We start from the raw sequence: 24,237 nt of genomic DNA on the forward strand, positions 1-24,237 counted from the left end.
ATGGAGGTTGCTGTGGCAGCCATCAGTGGCCGCTACGCACCTCGCTGGACGTGCCCTCGGCCTCTACCACCGGCAGTATGAAAAAGCGCGAGGAACGCAGCCGGCCCACCCCCCAGGACAACCGACGTGCTCCAGAAGAACGTGTCCCCAGCACTGGCGAAAACCCCCGCCACCCCAGCGCCGCCCACCGCACTCCCGCCAACCCGCACACCCCGACCAGGACAGGAACCTGCCACGTTTCTAGACCCCCAGAGTCTGAGGGGAACTGCGCCGTGCGGCTCACAACAGCGCACGGTTGGGGTTCCCGACCCCCTTCGGTGCAGCGAGCTGCGCGGCCTGCGGCTCACAACAGCGCGTGTTGGAGCTTCCAGGTGCGGGTGCCGGGCGGAGTGCGGCCCCAGGGGCTGGGCACATCGCCCCGGGGGGCTGTAACTGGGTGCGGTCGGGCTTCCACTCCTCCGGTGGGAGGCTCAGAAGCCTCGGGTGGACCACTCTTCCAGGTGGTTGGCGGCTTCGGCGATGGTGGTGGACTCGCCGTGGCCGGGGTGGACGACGGTGTCGCCCGGGAGGGTGATCAGCTGGTCGCGGATGGACGCGATGATCGTGGGGAAGTCCGAGGAGGGCTGGCCGGTGGCACCGGGGCCGTCGGGGAAGAGTGTGTCGCCGCTGAAGACCACGCCGAGCTCCGGCGAGTGGAAGGACACTCCACCGGGGGTGTGGCCCGGGGTGTGCAGCACGTTGAGCTCCACGTCACCCGCGCGCAGGACCTCGCCGTGCAGGAGAGGGGCGTCGGGTTCCCGGTAGGGGTGGACCTGGCGCCACAGTTCGGCGTCGTCCGGGTGGAGGAGGATCGGGCAGTCCGCGAGGTCGGCCAGGGCGACGGCGGCGTTGATGTGGTCAGGGTGCCCGTGGGTGCACACGATCGCCATGAGTTCACGGTCGCCCAGCCCTCGGGCGATGCGCTCGTGGTCATGGGCGGCGTCGATCACCACGGCGCTCTCGTCGTTGCCGACGATCCACACGTTGTTCTCGATGTCGGACTCGGTGCCCTCGACGCTGAAGACACCCGAGGTACGCAGTTGTTGGATGGGGGTCAAACTCTCACCGCCTCACGTTGGGGCTTCGAGCCTATCCCTCCGAGGGCGTCGGCACATGCGGTTGCGCGTCGAAGTCACGGCGCAGCGCGTACGGCTGGATGAGCCCGAGACCGTGGGCGTGTCGCGCCCGGACCTGCACCACCTGGAGGCCCTCCTCGTCGGTCAGGCTCTCGGCGAGGGCCTCGTCGATGAGGACGGTTCCGGGGCGGGCGAAGGAGGTGAGCCTGCTGGATCGGTTGACGGTGGTGCCGAAGACGTCCCCGTGCAGGGTGAGGACGGGGCCGTAGGCCACGCCGACCCGGACGTCGGGGACCTCCACGTGGGTCTTCACCCCGGAGGCCAGGCGCAGGGCGATGTCCGCGGCCTGGAGGGGGGAGTCCGCGACGTAGAGGACCTCGTCGCCGAGGGTCTTGACCACTCGTCCACCACCGGAGGCGACGATGTCGGCGGCGGTGGCCTCGAAGCCCTCCACGACGCCCGCGAGTTCGACCTCGTCGAGTTCACGGCTCAGGGTGGTGAAGGAGACCAGGTCCGCGAAGCCCACGATCAGCGGGTAGTAGTTCGGGACGGTGTCGTTGTTGTTGGACATCACCGCGAGGGTGCGCGCGGTGGAGGCGGCGAGCTGGCGGCGCCAGATGTGCAGGAGGAGCCGCTCCACGTCGGGGAGCAGCTCCTTGACCTGGTTCATCAGCGGGCTGGCGGATTCCTCGTTCTGGAAGATGAGGGTGCTCAGGATGCTGGTCTGCCAGTCCGCGAGTCTGGCCATGGTCTGACCCATGGCGCGTGCGAAGCGGACCACTCCCTCTTCGTCGAGGAGCCCCTCCTTGAGGAGGGAGTTGGTGATGCGCAACGCCTCGACGTCGCTCTCGGCGAAGATCACCGAGTCGTCACCCAGGGTGGGGAAACCGAGGGCGCGCCAGACGCGCCCGGCCAGTTCGGGGTCGGCTTCGGCGAGCTCGACCGCCTGTTCCCTGGTGTAGACCGCTTCACCACCGAGCAGGACGGACTCGATCGCTTTCGGGTCAGGACGCGACGGCATACGTTCTCTTTCACGGCCTTACCGCACGGGGGCGGTGTGGGATGCGCCTCCAGCTTACGCCGGAAGGGGCTGGTTGGTCAGCTCGCCGGGTACTCCGGCCGCTGGGCCGCGTTGACCTGGCGGTAGATCTCCGACTGGAACCACTGGGGTCGGGGCACCCGCTGGAGGACCATGCCCTCCTGTTCGGACGCCGACTGAATGGACAACGTTCCGTACCGCATGATCCGTTCCCACAGGGTGATGTTGAAGGAGACGTCGTTGACCCTCGTCAACGGCATGTCCCGGCCCTGCTTGGAGATGATGCCGTCACGCATCATCAGCCGCCGGTTGGTGAGGATGTAGACCGTGGTCGCCCACTTGAGCATGGGGACGAACCAGAAGGCGAGGGCGGCGACGACGCCGACGGCCACCACGACTCCGGCGGCGATCAGGCTCCAGTCCTCGTTCCAGGGAACGAAGAAGAGCGCGGTGCCGACGACACCGATGATGAGGAACAGCGCCACGAACTCTCCGGCGAGGAGGGTCCAGTGTTGACGTGCGACGTGGACGAGTTCTTCGTCATCGGAGAGATAGCGGTCCGCGATAGCCATAATGGTGATAATGGCACAAGGAACGGCTATTCGCCCGGTCGGACGTGCACGACGTCCCCTGCGCTGAGCGCCCGCCCGGCGACGAGCAACCGGGCCTGGTCGTCGACCCCCGTGGCGGTGCCGTCGAGGAAGGTGCCTCCGGGCAGGTGGACGCGGACCCGGCGGCCGATGGTCACGCACACGTCCCTGTACTCGTCGGCGATCGCCCCCGGGTCGCCCTTCCAGGTGGTGTAGCGCCGCTCGAACTCCTCCAGGACCGCCACGAGGAGGGTCTCCCGGAGGGTGTGGGCGCCCTCGGCGCGGAGGGAGGTGGCGGTCTCCACGGGGAGTTCGTCGCGCGTCTGGGAGACGTTCAGCCCCATGCCGACCACGATGGCGGGGTGGGAAGGGTCGGAGAAGTCGGCCTCGGCGAGGATTCCGGCGAGCTTGGTCTCTGCGACGAGAAGGTCGTTGGGCCACTTGAGCCGTGTGTCGAGCCCGGTGGTCCCGCGCACGGCGGCGACGGCCGCCAACCCCATGAGGGGGGACACCCAGCCGAGCTGTTCCGCGGGCACCTCGGGACGGATCAGGAGCGAGAAGGTGAGCGCGACCCGCGGTGGTGTCGTGAAGCCGCGCCCCAGCCTTCCCTTTCCGGCGGTCTGGTGTTCGGTGACCAGCACGCTGCCCTCGGGGGCCCCTTCCCTGGACCTCGCGATCAGCTCGGTGTTGGTGGAGCCCGCCTCAGGCACCACCTCGACCCGCCAGAATCCGCCGGGGCGGATCGCGTTCCGGTCCAGGGGAGGGATCTCGTTCATCCGTCCATTAGAGCAGTTCCGGAACCGGGTCCGAAAAGCCCTTCGGGCCCCGGGGCCACGGGTTAGGCTGAAGCCACACCGATGATCACGTCTCGCTACGTTCGGTTACTGGAGGTGTCGCGGCGGATGACCATCCCGGAGTCGGAGACCACGGTTGGTGGGCCGTCCCACTGGGAAGTCGTGTTGCGCGCCTGGGAAGTACTGGACCTGCCCGATGGCTGGCGGGCCGAGATCATCGAAGGCGCGATCAGCATCATGACTCCCCCGAAGGACGAGCACGCTCACATCGTCGCCCTGCTGAACAGGTGGATCGTTCGCGCGACTCTCATGGAGGGCGCGCTCGCCGAGGTCACGGTGCACCAGAACATCGACCTCCGGGTGCCGCTGCGCAGTGGCCTGTACATCCCGGACCTCGTGGCCCTCCCCGGGTCGATCATGCTGCGCGGCCCCGAGCACGGCGCCGAGGACGCGCTCCTCGTGGTCGAGGTGACCTCCAGGAGCACCGCGAAGAAGGACCGCGGCTCCAAGCTCTGGGGATACGCCCAGGCCGGCATCCCCTTCTACCTGTTGGTCGACCGCTGGGACCCGGAGAGCGGCCGCGGTGAGGTCACCCTGTTCGGCGATCCCGAGAAGGGCCGGTACACGAGTGTCACCAAGGTCCCGTTCGGCAAGGAGATCCACCTGCCCGAACCGTTCGACCTGACACTCGACACCGGCGCCTTCCCGAGCTGACGGTCAGCCGGTGTTCTGGAGTCCGGCGGCCACTCCGTTGACGGAGAGCAGGAGCAGTCGCTCCAGGTGCTCGCTGTCCTCTTCTGACAGGGACTCGGACTCCTCGCCCCGCAGAGCCTCCAGGGCGCGGAGCTGGAGGTGGCTGAGCGCGTCCACGTAGGGGTTGCGCAGGTCCACGGCGCGGGACAGGACCGCGCGGTTCTCCAGCAGGCGGCTGTGGCCGGTCACCCTGAGGACGAGTTCGCGGGTCAGGTCGTACTCCCGCAGGACCGTCTCGCTGAGTTCGGGCCGGTCGCCCAGGGCGAGGTAGCGCTCGGCGATGGTGCGGTCGGTCTTGGCCAGACTCATCTCCGCGTTGTCCAGCAGCGACGCGAACAGCGGCCACTCCTGGTAGGCGGCCTGGAGGACGGGCAGGTCCGCCACGGCGGCCAGGCCCGTGCCGAGGCCGAACCAGCCGGGCAGGTTCACTCGGGTCTGGGTCCACGCGAACACCCACGGGATCGCCCGAAGGTCGCCCAGGCCCTTGGCGGCGCTGCGGCGGGAGGGCCTCGACCCGAGTCGGAGGTCACCGAGCTCCTCAAGGGGGCTCACCCTGGAGAACCACACCGCGAAGTCCTCGGTGTTGATGAGCGACAGGTACGCCTCCTGGGCGGCCTCCGCGATGGTGTCCGCGTGGCGCCGGTAGCGCTCGGCGGCGGCGCGCTCGTGCTCCTGGACGGTGTCGGTGGAGGCCATCAGGACGGCGTGGCCGACCTGTTCGATGTGGCGGCGCCCGATCGCGGCCTGGCCGTAGCGGGCGAAGATGACCTCGCCCTGCTCGGTGACCTTGAACCGACCGTCGACCGAACCCGGCGCCTGGGCGAGCAGGGCGCGGCTGGCCGGACCGCCGCCGCGGCCGAGGGAACCGCCCCGGCCGTGGAAGAGGGTGAGGCGCACGTCGTGCTCACGGGCCCACGCGGACAGCCTGGCCTGGGCGTCGTACAGGCGCAGGGTCGCGCTGACGGGACCCACGTCCTTGGCGGAGTCGCTGTAGCCGAGCATCACCTCGAGGCGGCGGTCGTTGTCGGCCAGGCGCTGGCGGACCGGCGGGAGTTCGAGCATCCCGGCCAGCACCCTCGGGGAGGCCTCCAGGTCCGCTCCGGTCTCGAAGAGCGGGATGACGTCCAGGACGGGCACCCGCTTGGGCGGCAGGGCGTGGGTGGCCAGCTTGTGGACGGCCTCGATGTCCTCGGCCGAACGGGTGAAGCTGACGACGTAGCGGCGGCAGGCCTCCACACCGAAGCGCTCCTGGATCCAGGAGACGGTCCGGATGGTGTCGAGGACCTCCTCGGTGCGCTCCGAGAGGGGACCGCCGGACTCCAGTTCCTTGAGCGCCGCCGCGTGGACCTCGCTGTGCTGGCGGATCTCCAGTTCGGCCAGGTGGAAGCCGAAGGTCTCGGCCTGCCAGACGAGGTGCTGGAGGTCGCCGTAGGCCTGGCGGACCGCCCCGGCTGCGGCGAGCGACTCCTGGACCAGACGCAGGTCGGTGAGGAACTCGTCCGCGTCGGTGTAGGCGAGGTCGGCGTCGCGTTCGCGGGTGGCACGCAGGCGGGCGGTGGCCAGGAGCAGGAGCTGGCGGTGGGGTTCGTTGGGTGAGCGCTGGGTGATCTCGTCCATGAGCGTGGGCTGGCCAGCCTTCGCCTCGGAGATCGCGTCCCGGAGCGCCGGGCTGGCGGGCGTGAGGTTGGAGTAGACCGTGAGGGCGCGGGCCACCCGGCCGCACGCGGTCTCCAGGCCGCGCAGGATGTGCTCGGACTGGATGGTCATCGCCTCGCGGGTCACCTCGTGGGTGACGAAGGGGTTGCCGTCCCGGTCGCCGCCGATCCAGCTGCCGTAGCGGACGAACGGCTTGGCGCGGGGCGGGCGGGTGCCGGTGCCCTCGGGGTCGATGGCGGTGTCGAGGGTCCGGTAGACCTGCGGGACGATCGCGAAGATCGTCTCGTCGAAGGCGGCCAGGGCGGTGCGCACCTCGTCGAGCGGGTTCAGCTTGGTGTAGCGCAGCTGGGAGGTGCGCCAGAGGAGGTCGATCTCCTCCAGCAGGCGGCGGTGCGCCTCGGCGGCGGCGCCGCTGCCCTCGTGCGAGGTGTGCCAGGCCTCCAGCTGGGCGCTGATGCGCAGGATGGAGGTGGAGACGGCGCGGCGCCGGGCCTCGGTGGGGTGGGCGGTGAGCACGGGGTGGAACTCCATGCCCTCGACCAGTTCGGTCAGGCGCTCCTCGCCGCCCTCTCCCTCGCGGACGGCGCGCACGGCGGCGGCCAGTGACTCGCGGGGCGGGTTCGCGGCGTCGTCGCGTTCGCGCAGGGCGCGCATGCGCTGGTGTTCCTCGGCCAGGTTGGCCAGGTGGAAGTAGACCGTGAAGGCGCGGGCGACCTGCTTGGCGCGTTCCAGGGGCCAGTCAGCGACCAGGCCGGTGATCTCCTCGGTCGTGACGGTGCCGTCGCGGGCACCGATCACGGCGTGTCGGAGTTTCTCGACATCGGCGAGCAGGTCCGCGCCGCCGCTTTCGGCGAGGACCGTTCCGAGCATCTCGCCGAGCAGCTTGACGTCATTCCTGAGCTGTTCGGGGACTTCCTGGCGGGCACTGTCGCGTTCTGCGCTAACCGCTGTCATAGGGCCGACCCTACAGAGATCGAGCCTGGCGGCATGAGCGCGGGGGCCGTTTTTCGCGGTTTTGCTCAGGCGTTAACCGGTGTTCCGGAAACGGGCTTAATTCACAATTACTCACTTTTCCCTTGCTCCCTTTACACACCGCGATCCCCAGGGGCGTTCTCTCGACACTCGGACCCCAGGAGGCCCCACCTACTGACGAGTAACCCGGGCCGAGTGCAGGCGAACCCGACCCCCGGAGCTAACCTGGGCTGTTATGGCCACCGAAGCCCCTGAACCGCTGTCCGCGGCTGAGATCGACATCCACACGACCGCGGGCAAGCTCGCCGACCTGCGACGGCGCAGGTACGAAGCCGTGCACGCCGGCTCCGAGCGCGCTGTCGAGAAGCAGCACGCCAAAGGCAAGATGACCGCACGCGAGCGGATCGACGCGCTGGTCGATCCGGGCTCCTTCGTCGAGTTCGACGCACTGGCCCGGCACCGCTCGACCAACTTCGGCCTCGACGCCAACCGCCCCTACGGGGACGGTGTGGTGACCGGCCACGGAACCGTCGACGGCCGCCCCGTCGCGGTCTTCAGCCAGGACGTCACCGTCTTCGGCGGATCGCTGGGCGAGGTCTACGGCGAGAAGATCTGCAAGGTCCTCGACCACGCCCTCACCAACGGGTGCCCCGTCGTGGGCATCAACGAGGGCGGCGGAGCGCGTATCCAGGAGGGCGTGGTCGCGCTCGGCCTGTACGCGGAGATCTTCAAGCGCAACACCCACGCCTCCGGGGTCGTCCCGCAGATCTCCCTGATCATGGGCGCCACGGCGGGCGGGCACGTCTACTCCCCCGCCCTCACCGACTTCGTGGTGATGGTCGACGAGACCTCCCAGATGTTCATCACCGGCCCCGACGTCATCAAGACCGTCACCGGCGAGGACGTCTCCATGGAGGAGCTCGGCGGCGCCACCACGCACTCCAGCAAGTCGGGGGTGGCCCACTACCGGGGCTCCGACGAGCAGGACGCCATCGACTACGTGAAGTCGCTGCTGTCGCACCTGCCCGACAACAACCTGGAGGAGACCCCGAGGCTGTCTCCCGAGGACGACCCCGGTGACGAGACCACCGACACCGACCTGGCGCTGGACACCTTCGTCCCGGACTCGGCCAACCAGCCGTACGACATCAAGCAGGTCATCGAGTCGGTCCTGGACGACGGCGACTTCCTCGAGGTGCACGCCCAGTTCGCCACGAACATCGTGGTGGGCTTCGGACGGGTCGACGGCCGTTCCGTGGGCATCGTCGCCAACCAGCCCATGAGCTTCGCGGGCTGCCTGGACATCGACGCCTCCGAGAAGGCCGCCCGGTTCGTGCGCACCTGCGACGCGTTCAACGTCCCGGTCCTCACCTTCGTGGACGTGCCCGGTTTCCTGCCCGGCACCGACCAGGAGTGGGACGGCATCATCCGCCGGGGCGCCAAGCTGCTGTACGCCTACGCCGAGGCCACCGTTCCGCTGATCACCGTCATCACCCGCAAGGCCTTCGGCGGCGCCTACGACGTGATGGGGTCCAAGCACCTGGGCGCCGACGTCAACCTGGCCTGGCCCACCGCGCAGATCGCGGTCATGGGCGCGCAGGGGGCGGTCAACATCCTGCACCGGCGCACCCTCGCCGCCGCCGACGACGTCGAGTCCGAGCGGGCCCGTCTGGTGGGCGAGTACGAGGACACCCTGCTCAACCCGTACTCGGCGGCCGAGCGCGGCTACGTGGACGGGGTCATCCTGCCCTCCGAGACCCGCGTCCAGGTCGCCAAGGCGCTGAGGGCGCTGCGCAACAAGCGCAAACAGCTGCCGCCCAAGAAGCACGGGAACATCCCGCTGTGAGCGCGCCGGAGAAGGCGTCCCCGCACCTGGTCGTGGTCCGGGGTGAGCCCACCGAGGAGGAGATCGCCGTCCTCACCGCCGTGCTCACCGCCCGCGCCGCGGCGGCCCGTGCGGGCTCCGAGACTCCCGAGTCCGAGCGGCCCGCCTCGGGCTGGCGGGACCACGCGCACCACCTGCGCGTCCCGCCGCGCCCCGGCCCCGGCGCCTGGCGCCTGAGCACCAGGTGACCCCTGACGTGCTCCCCCGATACCCAGACCCTTCGTCGAGCGGTCGGCGTGTGACCCGCTCCGTGCTCCAGCTGGAGGATTTCCACCGTGCGTAAAGTTCTGATCGCCAACCGAGGCGAGATCGCCGTGCGCATCGCCCGCGCCTGCCGCGACGCCGGGATCGCCAGCGTCGCGGTCTACGCCGAACCCGACCTGGACGCCCTGCACGTCAAGGTCGCCGACGAGGCGCACAGTCTGGGCGGGTCCACCCCGGCCGACTCCTACCTGGACATCGGCAAGCTCCTGGCGATCGCCGCCTCCTCCGGCGCGGACGCCGTCCACCCCGGCTACGGGTTCCTGGCCGAGAACGCCGACTTCGCCCAGGCCGTCATCGACGCCGGGCTGACCTGGATCGGCCCGCCCCCGTCCGCGATCACCGCCCTGGGCGACAAGGTCCAGGCCCGACACATCGCGCAGAAGGTCGGCGCCCCCCTGGTCGCGGGCACCCCCGACCCGGTGGAGTCCGCCGACGAGGTCGTGGTCTTCGCACGCGAACACGGCCTGCCGATCGCGATCAAGGCCGCCTTCGGTGGCGGCGGCCGCGGTCTGAAGGTCGCCCACACCCTGGACGAGGTCGCCGACGCCTACGAGTCGGCGGTGCGCGAGGCGGTGACCGCGTTCGGTCGCGGCGAGTGCTTCGTGGAGCGCTACCTGGACAAGCCGCGCCACGTGGAGACCCAGTGCCTGGCCGACACCCACGGCAACGTCGTGGTGGTCTCCACCCGTGACTGCTCCTTGCAGCGCCGCCACCAGAAGCTGGTCGAGGAGGCACCCGCGCCGTTCCTGTCCCCCGACCAGATGGAGCGCCTCTACGGCGCTTCCAAGGCCATCCTCAAGGAGGCGGGCTACGTGGGCGCGGGCACCTGCGAGTTCCTCGTCGGGGTCGACGGCACCATCTCGTTCCTGGAGGTCAACACCCGCCTGCAGGTCGAGCACCCGGTCACCGAGGAGGTCACCGGCATCGACCTGGTCCGCGAGATGTTCCGCGTCGCGGACGGCGAGGAGCTGGGCTACGGCGACCCGCAGGTGCGCGGCCACTCCTTCGAGTTCCGGATCAACGCCGAGGACCCGGGCCGGGGCTTCATGCCCGCCCCCGGCACCATCACCGCCCTGAACCTGCCCGGCGGCCCGGGCGTGCGCGTGGACACCGGTTGCGAGGCCGGGTTCACCGTCCCGCAGGCCTTCGACTCGATGGTCGCCAAGCTGATCGTCACCGGGCGCACCCGCACCGAGGCGCTCCAGCGCTCCAAGCGTGCCCTGGCCGAGTTCACCGTGGGTGGGATGCCCACGGTGATCCCCTTCCACCAGGCCGTCGTCGAGGACCCGGCGTTCGCCCCGGCCGACCCCGACCAGCCGTTCGGCGTGTACACGCGCTGGATCGAGTCCGAGTTCGACAACCACATCGCGCCCTGGGCGGGTGAGCCCGGCACGGCCGAGCCGGTCGAGCGGGAGACCGTGACGGTGGAGGTCGGCGGCAGGCGCATCGACGTCGTCCTGCCCGCGTCGCTGGGCGTGGCGACGGCTCCGGCGGCCGAGAACGGCGGCGGGCGCCGGAAGCGCGCGGCCCGCAGGGGCGGCGCCGCTGCGGCGGCCGGCGGGGACTCCCTGGTCTCCCCGATGCAGGGCACCGTGGTCAAGCTGGTGGCCCAGGAGGGCCAGCAGGTGGCCGAGGGCGAGACCGTGGTGGTCATCGAGGCCATGAAGATGGAGCAGCCGCTCACCGCCCACAGGACCGGGACCGTGACCGGCCTCAAGGTCGCCCCCGGGGAGACCGTCGGCAACGGCGCGGTGGTCTGCGAGATCAAGGACGCGTAGGCGTTCCCACCCCCGGGCCGCGGGAGGGGAGGCACCGTGATGGTGCCTCCCCTCCGCCGTTCCCGGGGTGATCCTCGTCGCGTCCGGAAACGGGAAGATCCAGCACAGTAAGGGCTCCTGTCCACACCTTCGGGAAGAACGTCCGACTGTGTATGGAAAAGGTAAGTGATACGGGTTATTGTTCTCGACTGTGACGAACATCTGGGGACTGACGCGAAGGTGGCACATCGACCTGTGCCGCTTCAGCAGCCACGCGTGTAGCTAGGTCCACGCGCGCCCGCGCCTTCAGCCGGGCAGCGCGCCGCTCACCCTTCCCAGGTCACCATTTCCCGGTGATGCCCGACCCATCCCCTGCGCCGAGCTCCCGCGGCCCGCCGCGCCGACCCGTGACGTCGAACGCGAGCGCCCGGCCACCCATTACTGGAGTCATCCTTCCGTGTCCGAGCAGACCACAGTTCCCAGACGTAAGCCGCGTTTCCCGTTCGCCGCACAGGTCCTCGCCGGTGTGGTGCTGGGCATCGTCCTCGGTGTCGTCGCCCTCCAGATCGGTCCCGTCGGCGACGGTGAGCCCAACTGGCTGGCCGTCACCCTCCAGACCGTCGGTTCGACCTTCGTCGCGCTGCTGCGCACGATCGTCCCGCCGCTGATCGTCCTCGCCGTCATCTCCTCCATCGCCAACCTGCGCAACGTCGCCAACGCCGCGCGCCTGGCCTGGAAGACCCTGCTCTGGTTCGCCATCACGGCGCTGGTCTCCGTGGCCATCGCGATCGTGATCGGCCTGACCCTGCGCCCCGGCCTGAACAGCGCCGTGGACGCGGGCACCGCCGCGGAGCCCTCCACCACCGGCTCCTGGCTGGCCTTCATCGAGAGCATCGTCCCGGCCAACTTCCTGGGCCTGGCCGCGAGCACCTCCGCCGCCGACGACGGATCGCTGAGCACGTCGCTGTCGTTCAACGTGCTCCAGCTGATCGTGATCGCCGTGGTCCTGGGCATCGCCGCGGTGAAGGTCGGCAAGCCCGCCGAGCCCTTCATCGCGTTCACCTCCTCCACGCTGGAGGTCGTGCTCAAGGCCCTGTGGTGGGTCATCCGCCTCGCCCCGATCGGCACCGTGGGTCTGCTGGGCAACGCCGTCTACAGCTACGGCTGGACCACCATCGGCGCGCTCGGCCAGTTCACGATCGCGATCTACCTCGGTCTGGCCCTGGTGCTGTTCGTCGTCTACCCGGTGGTCGCCCGCCTGAACGGACTCTCCCCGGTCAAGTACTTCACCGGTGTGTGGCCCGCCGTCCAGCTCGGCTTCGTGTCGCGCTCCTCGCTGGGCACCCTGCCCGTCACCCAGCGCGTCGCCGAGCAGAACTTCGGCGTGCCGCGCCACTACTCCGCCTTCGCGGTGCCGTTCGGCGCCACCACGAAGATGGACGGCTGCGCCGCGATCTACCCGGCGATCTCGGCGATCTTCGTCGCCCAGTTCTTCGGTCTGAGCCTCGGCCTGACCGACTACCTGCTGATCGTGTTCGTCTCGGTGATCGGTTCCGCCGCCACCGCGGGCACCACCGGCGCCACCGTCATGCTGACCCTGACCCTGTCCACGCTGGGTCTGCCCCTGGAGGGCGTGGGTCTGCTGCTGGCCGTCGACCCGATCCTGGACATGGGCCGCACCGCCACCAACGTGGCCGGTCAGGCGCTGATCCCCGCGATCGTCGCCAAGCGCGAGGGCATCCTCGACGTGGTCCGCTACAACGCCCCGCGCGGCATCACCGGCTTCGTCCCGGAGGACCAGCCCGGCACCGCCACCGGTGACGCGATCGCCGCCGAGCGCGCGGAGGCCGAACGCGCCGCCGCCGAGGGCCAGCAGGACGGTGCCTCGGAGCAGGACTCCGGTCTCGCGGAGTCCGCCGCCCGGAGCTAGTCGCTCCCCGCACCACGACCAGGCCCGCCGAGTTCCGCTCGGCGGGCCTCGTCGTTCCTCCGGATCGCCACCTCGGACGGCAGGAAACCGGACACGGAGGCTGACCTCGGGAACTGTGGGGGCCTCCTGTTCGTCCTGTGGTTGAGGGAGGCGAGAGGATCGACATGTTGCGCCGCTTGGTAACACCCACAGTGCTGACCGCCGGGCTCGCGGCGGCGATGGTGACGGCGGGAGCGGCTTCGGCCGCCGCCGACACCGGGACCGAACCCCCGCAGACGCAGGACATCGTCGCGGAGCTGGAGAACGACGGGGTCTTCGTCGACCCGTCGATCGAGGGCTTCCCGAGCGGTGACGAGGCCGCCCTGGAGGCGGCCGTCGCGAACGCGGACAGCCCCGTCTACTACGTGCTCCTGCCGAGGGAGGTCGCCACCTCCGAGGCCGGGGTGAACGCCGTGCTGGAGCCGGTCATGGCCGAGGTCGGCGACGGCGCCTACGGCGTCCTGGGCGGGAGCGACTACCTCTACGTCACCTCCCCCAACCTGGAGGACACCGACGCCATCAGGGAGGTCGCACTCTCGGAGGGCGGCAACAACCCGACGGACGCCCTCGTGGCGGTGCCCGAGGCCGTCCAGACCACCGAGACCGCCAACGAGGCCCCGACCGGGGGCGGCGGCTCGGGACTGGTGCTGCTCACCATCCTGGTGCTGGTCGCCGCCGCGGGCGGCTGGTACGTGTACAACGCCCGCAAGAAGCGCGAGGCCGAGAAGGCCAAGCAGCTCCAGGAGATCAAGCAGATGGCCACCGAGGACGTCGTCCGCCTCGGTGAGGACGTCGCCCGCCTGGAGATCGACCTGTCCCAGGTGGACGAGGCCACCCGCAGCGACTACTCGCGGGCCATGGACTCCTACGACCAGGCCAAGGCCCAACTGGACACCATCCAGGAGCCCGAGCAGGTCAAGCAGGTGACCAGTGCCCTGGAGGACGGCCGCTACTACATGTCCGCCACCCGGGCCCGGATGAACGGCGAGCCGGTGCCCGCGCGGCGCGGCCCCTGCTTCTTCAACCCGCAGCACGGACCGTCCAGCGAGGACGTCACCTGGGCCCCGCCCGGCGGCTCCCCCCGGTCGGTCACCGCGTGCGCGGTCTGCGCCCAGGCGGTGCGCACCGGCGGCCAGCCGGACGTGCGCATGGTCGAGGTGGACGGTGAGCGCCGTCCGTACTACGACGCCGGTCCCGCGTACTCGCCCTACGCCGGCGGCTACTTCGGCATGAACATGATGATGGGCATGTTCACCGGCATGATGATGGGCTCCATGATGGGGTCGATGATGGGCGGCGGCATGATGGACGCCGGAGGGGACATGGGCGACGGCGGCGGAGGCGACTTCGACGGCGGTGGCGACTTCGGGGACTTCGGCGGCTTCGACTTCTAGCCGCAGGACGCCACACGCGAGAACGGGCCCCGGGAGAGGTGAACTCTCCCGGGGCCCTTCGCGTCTCCTACTCCCGACGCACCGCGGGGGCGGCGCAGTCCTGGTGGACACCCTCCACCCAGCGCTGGACGGCCTCGGCGGTCTCCACCGGTGTCTCCTCCGTGGTGTCGAGCAGGGTGACGGGCGGCCGCAGCTCCTCGGCCTCGGCCGTCAGCCAGTCCTGGTGGTCCAGTGTCTCGGTGATCCTGGCCTCGTCCCAGCCGCGCCAGGACGGACGCCCCCGCAGCCTCTCGGCGAGCGGACCCGGTTCGCAGGTGAGCGCGAGGTAGTGGACGCCCGAGAAGAGCGCGCGCTCGGGCAGATGCTCCAGCTCGGGCGGGACCACGGTTCCGCAGAGCACGACGGGCCGCCCGCTCTGCTGGACCATGGCGGCGGTGCGCAGCCAGGTGGAGCGGAACAGGCGGTGGTCGTCGGCCGGGTCGCGCAGGCCGCCCACCCAGAGGAGGTCCTGTTCGAGGACGACGAACCCCTCCAGGCGTGCCAGGAGTTCCCTGGCCACGGTGGACTTGCCCGTGCCGCTGGGCCCCGTGACGCACAGGAGCGGCAGCCGAAGGAAGGGACGGGTCAGACCGCAGGAGGAGCAGCGGAGCAGGTGCTCCCCCGCTCCCGTGTCGGGTTCCCCGTCCCAGTCCCCGCAGTGAGTACAGATCAGCGGGTGCACGGCCGTTACCTCTGCGGCTAGTCGAAGAGCTGTTCCAGGAACCCCTTGCGGCGACGCCGGTAGGGGCGGGGGGAGTCGTTGTAGCCGCCTCGGTAGGCGGGCGGCGAGTCGGCGTAGCCGCCACCGTAGCCGCGCGGGGAGTCGGGGTAGGCGCGCCGCTGGCCCGGGTGTTGTCCCGGGTGCTGGCCCGGATAGGGCTGGGGCGAGTGGGGGTCGGGCGGGACGGCGCCGTAGTGGCGCTGTTCGGCGGATACCACGCGCTCCAGCTCGCCGCGGTCCAGGAAGATCCCCTGGCAGCCGTCACACCGGTCGATGTGGACGCCCTGACGGTCGTAGGTACGCATCTGGCTTTGGCACTTCGGACAGATCACCCCGGAAAGGTACGCCCGGGGTTGTCAAGGACGGGTAAGGAAGCCGGACCCGCCGTGTGTCCTGCACGTGCTCCACACGGCGGGCGGGCCCTGGCGTACTCCCCGGGCGCTTCGGGGCGCCTACTCCGGGGAGGCGAGCATGAGCGAACGCGCGGCCTCGGTGACGCTGCCGGACAGCGACGGGTACACCGAGAAGGTGTGCGCGAGGTCGTCGACGGTCAGGCGCTGCTGCACCGCGATGGACACGCCCAGGATGAGCTCGCTGGCGCGCGGGCCGACGATGACGCCGCCGAGGACGATCCCGGTGTGCTGACGGCAGATCAGCTTGACGAAGCCGTCCTTGACCTGGTTCATCTTGGCGCGCGGGTTGGTGTTCAGCGGCAGGGTGACGGTGCGGCCGTCGATCCGGCCGCTGCGCACGTCGTCCTCGCTGGCGCCGACCGCCGCAAGCTCGGGGTGGGTGAACACGGTGGAGGCGACGGTGGACAGCTGGAGCGGGGAGACCGCCTCGCCGAGCGCGTGCCACATGGCGATGCGGCCCTGCATGGCGGCCACCGACGCCAGCATGTTCACGCCGGTGCAGTCACCGGCGGCGTACACGCCCGGGACGGTGGTGCGGGAGACCCGGTCGACTTCGACGAACCCGCCCCGGCCGAGGCGCACCCCGGCCTCCTCCAGGCCCAGGCCCTCGGTGTTGGGGATCATGCCGACGGTCATCAGGCAGTGGCTGCCGTCCACCGTCCGGCCGTCGGAGAGGGTCACCCGGACCCCGTCCTCGGTGCGCACGACCGACTCGGCGCGGGTCTGGCTGAGGACCGTCATGCCGCGTCGCATGAAGACCTCCTCCAGCACCTCGGCGGCGTCGGAGTCCTGCGTGGGCATGACCAGCTCGCGTGAGGAGACGAGGGTGACGTCGGAGCCCAGGGCCTGGTAGGCGCTGGCGAACTCGGCGCCGGTGACACCGGAGCCGACCACGATCAGCTTCTCCGGCAGCTTCTCCAGGTCGTAGATGTGGCGCCAGGTCAGGATGCGCTCGCCGTCCGGTTTGGCGGTGGGCAGCTCGCGGGGGTGGGCGCCGGTGGCGATGAGGACGACGTCCGCGCGGATGCGGCGGTCGCCGACGGCCACGATGTGCGGGTCGACCAGCCGGGCCTCCCCGATGACCACCTCCACGCCCTCCTTGACCAGGCGGGCGCGGGTGTCGTCGGACTGGGCCTGGGCCAGGCGCTTGATCCGCGAGTTGACCTGGTCGATGTCGACCTCGACGGGCTCCTTGTGCTCCTCGGCCGCCGGGATGTGGATGCCCAGGCTGCCCGACTCGCGCACGTACGTGGTGCGGGTGGACGTGGCGATCAGGCTCTTGGAGGGGACGCAGTCGGTGAGGACACAGGAACCGCCGATGCCGTCGCGCTCCACCACGGTCACGTCCGCGCCCAACTGCGCGGCGACCAACGCCGGCTCATAGCCCCCGGGCCCGCCACCGATGATCACGACCTTCGTCACGCTGCTTCACTCCCTCTGCGGGTGGTGCGGCCTACCCGTTCCCGGTCCGGGGCGATGTTCGGGCATGGCAGGGCACCACCTGGTTGTCTCGCTTACCTCCATTGTCGGCCATGCCGGGTGTCGATGACCGCAGCCACCCCCGGTCAGAGCGCGACCATGGGTGGGGAGTGGCCCGTCGGACCCCCTCCCGAGCTCGGAGAATGCGACGAAGGACACGTGGGCCGGGGCGCCGGGTTCACCCCGGGTGACATGTACATTCCGCCCTTCGGACACCCTGCGTTGCGCTCCGGGTCCAACTGACTACAGAGCGGTAGTATCCGACTTGTGAGCGAATCAGAGCAGCCGCCCCGAACCACGGGCGAGGCGAAGCAACTGGCGGACTCCGCGGCGAAGGAGCTGTTGGCCCGGGCCGGTGCCGACAGTTTCGACGCCCTGGTGGTGCTCGGCTCCGGCTGGGCGGGCGTGGTGGACACGCTAGGCACGGCCGACATCGAGATCGACGCGACCGAACTGCCCGGATTCGTGCGGCCCACCGCGGAGGGGCACAGCGACAAGGTCCGCAGCATGTGGGTGGGCGAGAAACGCGTGCTCGTCTTCATGGGGCGGGTCCACCTCTACGAGGGTCTCGGCCCGATGGTGGCCACACACGCCGTACGGACGGGGATCGCCGCGGGCGCGCGGGTCGCGGTACTGACCGGTTCCGCCGGTTCCCTGCGCACCGACTTCCAGCCCGGACAGCCGGTGGTCGTGCGGGACCACATCAACCTCACCGCGAGTTCTCCGTTGGCCGGGCCCGACTTCGTCGACCTGAGCCACGCCTACAGCGAGCGACTGAGGGGGATCATCCACGACGTGGACGTCACCCTCGCGGAGGGCGTGTACGTGGCGACGACGGGCCCGCAGCTCCAGACCCCGACCGAACTGAAGGTGCTGCGACAGGCGGGCGCCGACGTGGTGGGGCGCTCGATCGCCCTGGAGACCATCGCCGCCGTCGAGATGGGCGCCGAGGTCCTGGGCCTGTCGATCGTCAGCAACGACGCGTTGGGGGCGGTACTGGAGCCGTTCGAGCAGGAGCGTGCCCTGGAGGTCGTCACCCAGCGGGCGCGTCGGCTGGGCGAACTGCTCAACCGGGTGGTCACGGCGGCCTGACCAGCGCGTCGGTTCCGTCAGGAGGCGCCGCGGAAACAGCACGAAGCCCGGCCGAGGCCGGGCTTCGTCGTGCTTGGTGTCGCGACCCTGGGGGCCGCGTTCGGAAGTGGCTGGGGCACCTTCGACCGGACCCGGCCGGTACCGGCGTGGCGAGCGTACATCCCGAGGCCGTGGGATGGACGGTACCGACCGTGGGACCGGTCGAAGGTGGTGCTTTCCCCGGTGCCGCTCCACGCCCGGGATCCCCGCAGACCCCGTTGGACTGGCGCTGGCAGCACCTTCTCTTCCCGATATTCAGTTGAACCGCGCGCGTTGCCATGGGGGAAGGTCCGGGTGGATGGCCATCCGCGCGAAGCCCGCCCACCCGGAACGTTCTCCCTTAGGCATGCCTAACCTAACCAGAACTCCGGGGGGTGCGTCAACCCCGCGTTGGGAGTGCCCGTCCGGGGCCCGAGCCGCGCCCCGACCCGTACGTCCACCGCCCTGGCGAACGACGGACCCGGCCCCTCGCACCATGCGAGGGACCGGGTCGGATCCGGGGGAACAGCTGGTCAGGCGATCAGCAGCACGGCCGCCAGGAGCACCAGCGGTACGGCGAGGACGACGATGACCTCGACCGGGACCATCGTCTGCGGGCGGTCCTCGGCGCCCAGAGCGGCCGGGCCCGCCTCGTCGATCTCCTTGATGGGGCCGCGCAGCGGACGCGCCCGGTGCCTCTCCGCGTCACGGCGCAGCTCGCGGGCGACCAGGTCCACCGGACGCATCGTGGTCGGGTCCCTGTCGTCGTCGTGGTCCAGGTAGCCGGACTCACGGCGCATGTTCTCCCGCACCTTGGCCCGCTTGGTCTCACGCAGGGGCCAGGACCGGTAGACCCGCTCCGGGGTGTGCACCCGCAGGACGTCCACCACGTCCACCCACACCACTGCCGCCCACGGCACGAAGGTCTCGCGCAGCGGGTTGATCATCCGGATGCCGCGCTCGGTGGAGACCACACGGGGACGCAGCCACGCCGCGTAGACGACGGCCACGCTGAGCACCAGGACGGCCCCGGCGATCCAGGCCGTGCGGTCCTGACCGCGCACCACCAGGTCCAACAGCAGCAGGACCGCGACCACCACCCACACGATCGCCATCACCCGGGATGAGGTCGAGTAGTGCGTGGTGACCCCCTCGGAGGATCCGGCCATCAGTGCGTCGCCCACTTCAGCTGGGCGAAGCCCGGCTTGATGGTGCCGTTGATCAGCGCCAGCCGCTCGTCGAACGGCAGGAAGGCCGACTTCATGGCGTTGACGGTGAACCACTGGAGGTCGTCCCAGTCGTACCCGAAGGCCTCGCTCAGCTTGGCGAACTCCTCCGACAGGGTGACCCCGCTCTGGAGGCGGTTGTCGGTGTTGACCGTGACCCTGAAGCGCAGGTCGCGCAGGAGGCCGATCGGGTGCCCGGCGATGGACTCGGCGGCACCGGTCTGGATGTTGGAGCTGGGGCACATCTCCAGCGGCACGCGCTTGTCGCGCACGTACTGGGCCAGACGCCCGAGCACCGGTACACCGTTCTCGTTGGTGGTGATGTCGTCGATGATGCGCACGCCGTGCCCGAGGCGGTCGCAGCCGCACCACTGGAGCGCCTCCCAGATGGAGGGCAGACCGAACGCCTCACCGGCGTGGATGGTGAAGTGGAAGTTCTCCCGGCGCAGGTACTCGAAGGCGTCCAGGTGACGGGTGGGCGGGTTGCCCGCCTCCGCGCCGGCGATGTCGAAACCGCTGACACCGGCGTCGCGGTACCGGACCGCCAGTTCGGCGATCTCCGACGAGCGCGCCGCGTGGCGCATGGCGGTCACCAGCTGGCCCGTGCGGATGCTCCGCCCCGCGTCGGCGGCGCGCTTCTCCCCCAGTTCGAGCCCCTCCTGGACGGCCTCCACGACCTCCTCCAGGGTGAGCCCGCCCTCCAGGTGCTGCTCGGGGGCGTAACGCTGCTCCGCGTAGACCACGCCGTCGGCGGCCAGGTCCTCCGCCGCCTCGGCGGCCACCCGCACGAGGGCCTCGCGGCTCTGCATGACCGCGGTGGTGTGGGCGAAGGTCTCCAGGTAGCGCTCCAGCGACCCGGAGTCCGACGCGTCGCGGAACCAACGCCCGAGCTCGGCCGGGTCGTAGGTCGGCAGGTCACGGTAGCCCGCCTCCTGCGCGAGCTCCACCACCGTGGACGGGCGCAGCCCGCCGTCGAGGTGGTCGTGCAGGAGCACCTTGGGCGCCCGGCGGATCTGTTCGACTGTGAGTGGCTGGTTCATCCGTTCAGGATGCCACCAGGCGGCGCGGGCACCCGACACGGCGACACGAAGTTACCGACGATCCGGCAGAAGCCGCCCGGTGGCACCGGTGTGGCGGGTCGGGAACCGTCCGTGGCGGACGGCGGACCGGAGGACGGTCAGGCGAGGGCCTGGGTGTCCGCGCGCACGCCCTCGGGCGCGTCCTCCCACAGCGAGGTGAGCGCCGTGGTCACCATGAGGCGGGTGCCTGCCCCGATCGCCCGCTCGTCGGCGTCGAAGGTGCCCCGGTGCAGGTCCAGCATGTCGCCGCTCCAGTCCGGGGAGTGCGTGCCCAGGCGGGCCAGCGCGCCCGGAGCGTGCTCCAGGTACCAGGCGAAGTCCTCCCCGCCCAGGCTCTGCGGGGTCGGCGTGACCGCGTCGGCGCCCAGGGCCAGGGTGGTGGCCTCGCGCATGATCTCCACGCTGCGGGCCTCGTTGATGGTGGGCGGGACACCCCTGCGGTAGGTGACCTCGGCGTCGGCGCCGTAGGCCGAGGCGACCGACTCCACCAGTCCCTTGAGGATGTCGGGGGCGGCGTGCCAGGCCTCGTCCTCGAGGCAGCGAACGGTGCCCTCGGCGACGGCGTCGTCGGGGATCACGTTGGGCGCCGAACCCGCGCTGATCCGGCCCCAGACCAGGCTGAACCCGGCCCGAGGGTCGATCCGGCGGGACAGCGCGGCGGGTAGCTCCGTGACGATCTTGCCGAGCGCGTAGACGAGGTCGGAGGTCAGGTGCGGCCGGGCGGTGTGCCCGCCCGGGCCGGACAGGCGCACCATGATCTGGTCACAGGCAGCCGTGATGCCGCCGGTGCGCAGGCCCACCTTGCCGACCATCTGGCGGGGGTCGCAGTGCAGGGCGAAGACCCGGTCCACGCCCTCCATTCCACCGGCCCTGACGACCTCGACCGCCCCGCCGGGGAGCTCCTCGGCGGGTTGGAAGAGGAGCCGGACGCGGCCGGGCAGCGCGCCCGCCCGGTCCTGCTGGGCGAGGAAGATCCCCGTGGCCAACAGGACCGTGGTGTGCACGTCGTGTCCGCAGGCGTGGGCGACGCCGGGGACCGTGGAGCGGTAGGGGACGTCCTTCTCGTCGGTGAGGGGCAGCGCGTCGATGTCGGCGCGCAGGGCGACCATGGGGCCGGGGCCGTCGCCGATGTCGCAGATCAGACCGGTGCCCTGGGGCAGGGTCCGGGGGGCGAGTCCCGCCTGCCGCAGACGCCCGGCCAGGCGGCCCGTGGTGCGGTGTTCGGCGAAGGCCAGCTCCGGGTGCATGTGCAGGTCCTGGCGGAATCCCGTGAGCTCCCGCTCATGGCGCGCCAGAAAAGCCGTCAACTGCTCCGGCAGGTCACGTCCCTGCATGCGAGGGTCCCCATTTCGTTACTTCTATCGCGCGCCGACAAATGCCGCGCGGGCGGTGTCCCCCTCGAACTCGGCGGAGAGCAGGTCCACGACGTCTTCGAGCGAACCGCCTTCGGCGACCACCGCCCGCTGACGCTCGTAGGAGGCGCCCTTGTCCAGGATCTCGGAGATCAGGTCCAGGTCCTCCGCGCAGCCCAGGCGGGCGGCGACCGGCGCCAGTTCGCGGACCAGCTCGTAGAGGTCGTCACGGATCGGAACCGTGGTTCCGTGTCCGTCCGTGATGACACGAGCGTCGAGTCCGTAGCGGGTGGCCCGCCACTTGTTGTCCTTCACCACCCAGGACGGCGGGCTGGGCAAGCTGTACCCGCGGTCGAGCTGGTGATCGAACAGCTCCACCAGACACTGGGAGAGAGCGGCGGCCATTCCCACCTCGCGCAAGGTGGGAATCCCGTCGAACATCCGGATCTCGATGGTGCCGAAATCCGGGTGCGGACGGATGTCCCACCAGACTTCCTTGATAGAGGCGATGGTACCCGCATTGAGAAGGGTTTCGAGGTAATCCTCGAAAGCGGGCCACCCGGGCAGGTTCGGCGGAGGCCCCGAGGTGGGGAGCGCGCCGAAGACAATCGAGCGCGCGGAGGCCAACCCCGTGTCATGACCACCCCAAAACGGGCTAGAAGCACTCAAAGCCAGAAAATGTGGGAGATACTTCGCAAGTGCGTTCACAATGGGAATGGCCTTCTCCTGGCCGCGCACCCCCACGTGGACGTGGACGCCGCAGGTCAGGATCCTGCGCGCCAGCCACTGCATCTGGTCGACCAGTTCCCCGTACCGCTTGCCGGGACTCAGCTGCTGGTCCCGCCAGTGGTCGATCGGGTGGGTTCCGGAACACGTCAGCGTGGCACCACGGGGTTCCAGCACCTCCCGCATGCGAGCCACGTTGCGGCCGAGGTCGCGCTTGGCCTCCTCGACCGTCTCGCAGATTCCCGTGACGACCTCCACCTGTGACTGCATCAGTTCGTGCCGCAACGGGGGGACCGCGGCCTCGCTACTGAGGTCCGGGAGTTCGGCGAGGAGCTGCCCCGCCTCCTGCCGCAGGTGGCGACTGTTCCGGTCGACGAGTTGGAGTTCCCACTCGACCCCGAGTGTCGCGCGCTCGGACGATTTGAATGCGATTCCCATCTGACCTCCTGGTGTGGGACAGCCCTTGTGACCGACGCACCGCTGGTCCCGGAGAACCGGTCATCCGGGACAGAGGAGGACTACCCGTCTCACACCGCGCGCATACGGAATCAACCCACAGTAAAAAACGACTTCTTTCCGATCGTTTTCCGTTTCCGTGGGGAAGCGCCCCGTATCCTCAGCGCCACCGCCGCGACACCCGCCGTGAACGCCGCCACGACCAGCGACAACCCCAGGGCGAGCAGCCGCTGGGCGAGTCGGCGCTCGGCCAGGGCCTCCGGGCTCGGCCGCAGGACCGGGCGCGGACGCGTCCAGTCCATGCCGTTCTCCTCCGGCAGCGGGAAGGACCCGGTGTAGGGCGGCTGCATCGGCAGCCAGGTGGCCGTCCACGCCGCGCTGAACATGATCACGCGCATCACCAGGTTGATCCACACCAGCAGACCGACCAGGACGGCGAAGGACGCGTACACGGGGTTGCCGAGCGTCCCGGCCAACAGCTGCGTCGCGACGTTCTTGAGGATCTCGAACGCCACCGCGCCCAACAGGGCTCCGCGCCACATCTCGGCAGTGGGCCGTCCCGTCCCCGACAACAGGGCGAAGGCCAGCACGAACAGGCACATGTTCACGGCGATCGCGATGACCAGCGCCAGGGCCCGCAGGGACAGGTTGGCCACCAGCGACTCGTCCAGCCCCACCAGGGACAGCATCCACACCGTGGCGGTCTGCATGAAACTGGTGAAGGCGACCGTGAAGAGCAGCGCCGTGCCCAACGCGATCATCACCAGCAGGTCGACCAGCTTGCGCACCAGGAAGTTGGGGCCCTGCCGGAGGCTGTTCAACCAGATGGTGTGCAGGGCCTCCCGCAGCGCCGACACCGAGTTCAGCCCCGCGTACAGCAGGCCCAGCAGACCGATCACACTCGCGCCCACCCGGGCCTCGGCGATCTGCTCCATGGGCAGCTGGTCGGACAGTCCGGGCAGCACCTCGTCCAGCGCCCGCTCGAGGTAGGAGGTGAGCTCCACCTGCTGGGAGGCGAGGAAACCCACCACGGCGAAGGCCAGTGCCAGCAACGGGAAGAAGGACAGGAAGGCGAAGTAGGTGACCGCCCCGGCCAACTGGGTGCCGTTGCGGTCCGAGTAGCGCCCGTAGGCACGCACCAGGTGGTCGACCGACGGGTACCGGCGTCTCAGCGTCCAGTAGCCGTCCATCGCCGCGTTCTGGTAACGCTGGGCCGTGTCCTTGGCACGGTCCGCCGCTGGTGACATGGGTTCCCTTCTGTTTTGGGTTTCCGCTTCGCTTCAACCCGTGTTCGGCGCCTTTGCAGAGGAACCTTCGGCGCCTACGGTGCGATGGCTCGTTCCTCGCAATCCCACCTCCACCACCTCCAGAACCCTCTCCGGCGCCGAACCAAGCACCCCCCTTGCGGCTGGGGCGTACGGGCGGGGCTCACGCCCGTGGTTGGGGTG

20 protein-coding genes are annotated in these 24,237 nt (G+C 70.1%); 7 read left to right on the top strand and 13 right to left on the bottom strand.

The annotated features are described in order from the left end of the window. Nucleotides 1–470 precede the first annotated feature (470 nt). The 4 genes from KBX21_RS25185 to KBX21_RS25200 form a co-directional block, all read right to left on the bottom strand. Nucleotides 471–1,097: an MBL fold metallo-hydrolase gene (locus tag KBX21_RS25185; RefSeq protein WP_049577245.1), complete on the bottom strand. Its 627-nt coding sequence runs from the start codon at nt 1,095–1,097 to the stop codon at nt 471–473. A gap of 31 nt (nt 1,098–1,128) precedes the next feature. Then, on the bottom strand, nt 1,129–2,136 hold the full coding sequence (locus tag KBX21_RS25190; protein ID WP_049577248.1) for an adenylate/guanylate cyclase domain-containing protein: 1,008 nt from the start codon (nt 2,134–2,136) through the stop codon (nt 1,129–1,131). 77 nt (nt 2,137–2,213) lie between these two features. After that, complete coding sequence (locus tag KBX21_RS25195) at nt 2,214–2,726, bottom strand: PH domain-containing protein (protein WP_017542207.1); 513 nt, start codon at nt 2,724–2,726, stop codon at nt 2,214–2,216. Nucleotides 2,727–2,752: 26 nt separating this feature from the next. Beyond that, a complete protein-coding gene (locus tag KBX21_RS25200; RefSeq protein ID WP_210844129.1) occupies nt 2,753–3,520 on the bottom strand; it encodes a biotin--[acetyl-CoA-carboxylase] ligase in 768 nt (255 codons plus the stop codon). Between the two features lie 126 nt (nt 3,521–3,646). On the opposite strand from KBX21_RS25200, the gene KBX21_RS25205 reads away from it, so the two are divergent. Next, on the top strand, nt 3,647–4,252 hold the full coding sequence (locus tag KBX21_RS25205) for a Uma2 family endonuclease (RefSeq protein WP_210844131.1): 606 nt from the start codon (nt 3,647–3,649) through the stop codon (nt 4,250–4,252). A 3-nt stretch (nt 4,253–4,255) separates the two neighbouring features. Here KBX21_RS25205 and KBX21_RS25210 read toward each other — a convergent pair whose 3' ends face one another. Continuing rightward, entirely contained in the window at nt 4,256–6,817 is a 2,562-nt protein-coding gene (locus KBX21_RS25210; RefSeq protein WP_049577259.1) for a phosphoenolpyruvate carboxylase, read from the bottom strand. Nucleotides 6,818–7,154: 337 nt separating this feature from the next. Here KBX21_RS25210 and KBX21_RS25215 point away from each other — a divergent pair, with 337 nt between their 5' ends. The 5 genes from KBX21_RS25215 to KBX21_RS25235 all read left to right on the top strand — a co-directional run bounded on the left by KBX21_RS25215 (nt 7,155) and on the right by KBX21_RS25235 (nt 14,188). Beyond that, a complete protein-coding gene (locus KBX21_RS25215) occupies nt 7,155–8,765 on the top strand; it encodes an acyl-CoA carboxylase subunit beta (RefSeq protein WP_049577262.1) in 1,611 nt (536 codons plus the stop codon). After that, nucleotides 8,762–8,992: an acyl-CoA carboxylase subunit epsilon gene (locus KBX21_RS25220; protein ID WP_210844133.1), complete on the top strand. Its 231-nt coding sequence runs from the start codon at nt 8,762–8,764 to the stop codon at nt 8,990–8,992. The genes KBX21_RS25215 and KBX21_RS25220 overlap by 4 nt, the downstream gene beginning before the upstream one ends. An 87-nt stretch (nt 8,993–9,079) precedes the next feature. Then, complete coding sequence (locus KBX21_RS25225; protein ID WP_210844135.1) at nt 9,080–10,846, top strand: biotin carboxylase N-terminal domain-containing protein; 1,767 nt, start codon at nt 9,080–9,082, stop codon at nt 10,844–10,846. A gap of 436 nt (nt 10,847–11,282) precedes the next feature. Beyond that, a complete protein-coding gene (locus KBX21_RS25230) occupies nt 11,283–12,755 on the top strand; it encodes a dicarboxylate/amino acid:cation symporter (RefSeq protein WP_210844137.1) in 1,473 nt (490 codons plus the stop codon). A gap of 191 nt (nt 12,756–12,946) precedes the next feature. Then, nucleotides 12,947–14,188, top strand: a complete 1,242-nt coding sequence (locus KBX21_RS25235) for a hypothetical protein (RefSeq protein ID WP_049577275.1) — start codon at nt 12,947–12,949, stop codon at nt 14,186–14,188. Nucleotides 14,189–14,255: 67 nt separating this feature from the next. Here KBX21_RS25235 and KBX21_RS25240 read toward each other — a convergent pair whose 3' ends face one another. From KBX21_RS25240 to KBX21_RS25250, 3 genes are all read right to left on the bottom strand, one after another. Beyond that, complete coding sequence (locus tag KBX21_RS25240) at nt 14,256–14,909, bottom strand: AAA family ATPase (protein WP_210844139.1); 654 nt, start codon at nt 14,907–14,909, stop codon at nt 14,256–14,258. Nucleotides 14,910–14,926: 17 nt separating this feature from the next. Then, a complete protein-coding gene (locus KBX21_RS25245; RefSeq protein ID WP_110052103.1) occupies nt 14,927–15,280 on the bottom strand; it encodes a zf-TFIIB domain-containing protein in 354 nt (117 codons plus the stop codon). Between the two features lie 120 nt (nt 15,281–15,400). Then, on the bottom strand, nt 15,401–16,783 hold the full coding sequence (locus tag KBX21_RS25250; protein WP_049577288.1) for an NAD(P)H-quinone dehydrogenase: 1,383 nt from the start codon (nt 16,781–16,783) through the stop codon (nt 15,401–15,403). Between the two features lie 324 nt (nt 16,784–17,107). Here KBX21_RS25250 and KBX21_RS25255 point away from each other — a divergent pair, with 324 nt between their 5' ends. After that, a complete protein-coding gene (locus KBX21_RS25255; RefSeq protein ID WP_049577293.1) occupies nt 17,108–17,932 on the top strand; it encodes a purine-nucleoside phosphorylase in 825 nt (274 codons plus the stop codon). Nucleotides 17,933–18,483: 551 nt separating this feature from the next. Here the strand turns inward: KBX21_RS25255 and KBX21_RS25260 are convergent. From KBX21_RS25260 to KBX21_RS25280, 5 genes are all read right to left on the bottom strand, one after another. Beyond that, the gene (locus KBX21_RS25260) at nt 18,484–19,134 is read right to left on the bottom strand and encodes a PH domain-containing protein (RefSeq protein ID WP_369801122.1); all 651 of its coding nucleotides are present in this window, start codon (nt 19,132–19,134) and stop codon (nt 18,484–18,486) included. Then, nucleotides 19,119–20,216: an adenosine deaminase gene (locus KBX21_RS25265; RefSeq protein WP_049577296.1), complete on the bottom strand. Its 1,098-nt coding sequence runs from the start codon at nt 20,214–20,216 to the stop codon at nt 19,119–19,121. Before KBX21_RS25265 ends, KBX21_RS25260 begins: the two co-directional genes overlap by 16 nt. Before the next feature lie 137 nt (nt 20,217–20,353). Further along, nucleotides 20,354–21,589 (bottom strand): amidohydrolase, encoded by a 1,236-nt coding sequence (locus tag KBX21_RS25270; protein WP_049577299.1) that lies wholly within the window; start codon nt 21,587–21,589, stop codon nt 20,354–20,356. 24 nt (nt 21,590–21,613) lie between these two features. Further along, entirely contained in the window at nt 21,614–22,771 is a 1,158-nt protein-coding gene (locus KBX21_RS25275; RefSeq protein ID WP_017542223.1) for a glutamate--cysteine ligase, read from the bottom strand. Nucleotides 22,772–22,881: 110 nt separating this feature from the next. Continuing rightward, nucleotides 22,882–24,036 carry a YihY/virulence factor BrkB family protein gene (locus KBX21_RS25280; protein WP_049577302.1) on the bottom strand — a complete coding sequence of 385 codons (1,155 nt, stop codon included), beginning with the start codon at nt 24,034–24,036 and terminating at the stop codon, nt 22,882–22,884. Nucleotides 24,037–24,237: the final 201 nt, after the last annotated feature.

This window comes from Nocardiopsis sp. B62, assembly GCF_018070675.1.
GTDB classification, from domain to species: Bacteria; Actinomycetota; Actinomycetes; order Streptosporangiales; family Streptosporangiaceae; genus Nocardiopsis; species Nocardiopsis prasina.